Source organism: Saccharopolyspora sp. 7B (genome assembly GCF_020177435.1).
Taxonomy (GTDB): domain Bacteria; phylum Actinomycetota; class Actinomycetes; order Mycobacteriales; family Pseudonocardiaceae; genus Saccharopolyspora_C; species Saccharopolyspora_C gregorii.
In genome coordinates this window covers 1-1,573 of record NZ_JAIUKC010000277.1, presented here as the reverse complement: position 1 = coordinate 1,573, position 1,573 = coordinate 1, and the positions used below count along the sequence as shown (strand labels likewise).

Annotated in this window: 2 protein-coding genes; one reads left to right on the top strand and one right to left on the bottom strand. The window is 69.6% G+C overall.

The window, feature by feature from the left end; translation table 11 throughout:
- The first annotated feature begins 256 nt into the window (after positions 1-256).
- A complete protein-coding gene (locus tag LCD33_RS28555; protein WP_224963317.1) occupies positions 257-1,243 on the top strand; it encodes a malate dehydrogenase in 987 nt (328 codons plus the stop codon).
- A 124-nt stretch (positions 1,244-1,367) separates the two neighbouring features.
- Here the strand turns inward: LCD33_RS28555 and LCD33_RS28550 are convergent.
- The coding region (locus LCD33_RS28550) for a nitroreductase/quinone reductase family protein (protein WP_224978501.1) at positions 1,368-1,573 on the bottom strand (206 nt) is incomplete at its 5' end.

Below are 1,573 nucleotides of genomic sequence, written 5' to 3'. Positions count from 1 at the left end.
GCGGAGAACTCGCCGGGCGAGTTCGAACGCGGGCAGCGAGGTTTCGCTTCCGCCGGGGTCCGCTCCCCTGGCCTGGGGTCTGGGGGATGCGTGTGGGTGTGCGGTTCGGGCCGGGTCGGTCCGGCCTGCTCGGGTGGGCGCTGAATCGGTCCGGGCGGGTGCGGGTTGTGATCCGTTGCGGCGGCGCGTGCGGGGTGGCGGGTGCGGGATAGCATCGCGGTCGGTAACCGTCCGGCGAGCAGGAAAGATTCCTCCTATGACCAAAGCGCCCGTCACCGTCACCGTCACCGGTGCCGCTGGCCAGATCGGCTACGCGCTGCTGTTCCGGATCGCTTCCGGGCAGCTCATCGGGGCCGACACTCCGATCAAGCTTCGCTTGCTGGAGATCCCGCAGGCCGTGAAGGCGGCCGAGGGCACCGCGATGGAGCTCGACGACTGCGCGTTCCCGTTGTTGAGCAGCGTGGACGTGTTCGACGATGCGACCGCGGCGTTCCAGGGCACGAACGTGGCCCTGCTCGTGGGTGCGCGGCCGCGCACCAAGGGGATGGAGCGCGGTGATCTGCTGGAGGCCAACGGCGGCATCTTCAAGCCGCAGGGCGAGGCGATCAACGCGGGTGCCGCGGAGGACGTGAAGGTGCTGGTGGTCGGGAACCCGGCGAACACCAATGCGCTGATCGCGCAGTCGCACGCTCCGGACGTGCCTGCGGAGCGGTTCACGGCGATGACGCGGCTGGACCACAACCGTGCGTTGACGCAGCTGGCGCAGAAGCTGGGTACGACGGTCACCGACATCAAGAAGCTCACGATCTGGGGCAACCACTCGGCGACGCAGTACCCGGACCTGTTCCACGCGGAGGTCGGCGGGAAGATCGCGGCCGAGCAGGTGGAGCGGTCGTGGCTGGCGGACGAGTTCATCCCGACGGTGGCCAAGCGCGGTGCTGCGATCATCGAGGCGCGTGGTGCGTCGTCGGCGGCGTCGGCGGCGAACGCGGCGATCGACCACGTGCACACCTGGGTCAACGGGACTCCGGAGGGTGACTGGACTTCGGCGGGTGTGGTGTCGGACGGTTCGTACGGGGTGCCGGAGGGCATCATCTCGTCGTTCCCGGTCACGGCGAAGGACGGCCGGTTCGAGATCGTGCAGGGCTTGGACGTCGACGAGTTCTCGCGGGAGCGCATCGATGCTTCGGTGAACGAGCTGGTCGAGGAGCGCGATGCGGTGCGCGGGCTCGGTTTGATCTGAGCGGTGCTCTGAGCGGTGCGTTGACGGAGGGGCCTCGCCGGGTTGCCGGTGGGGCCCCTCCGTCGTGTTCGGGGTCCCTGTGGCGGCGCGTGCAGGTGCTCGGCGCCGGTGTTCGGGTGGGGCGTCAGGTGAGGGGTGCGAGGAGCAAGACGGGGATGGCGCGGGCGGTCTTGGCCTGGTAGTCGGCGTATTGGGGGAAGACGTCGACGGCGCGGTGCCACCACGTGGTCTTCTCGGCGCCGGTGAGTTCGCGGGCGCGCATGTCCTGCTTGCGGGGGCCGTCCTGGACTTCGACGTGGGGGTGGTGGCGGAGGTTGTGGTACCAGCGGG

Bases quoted from the DNA above. Each gene is read 5' to 3' on its own strand.
- LCD33_RS28555 (WP_224963317.1), top strand. From the start codon at position 257: ATGACCAAAGCGCCCGTCACCGTCACCGTCACCGGTGCCGCTGGCCAG.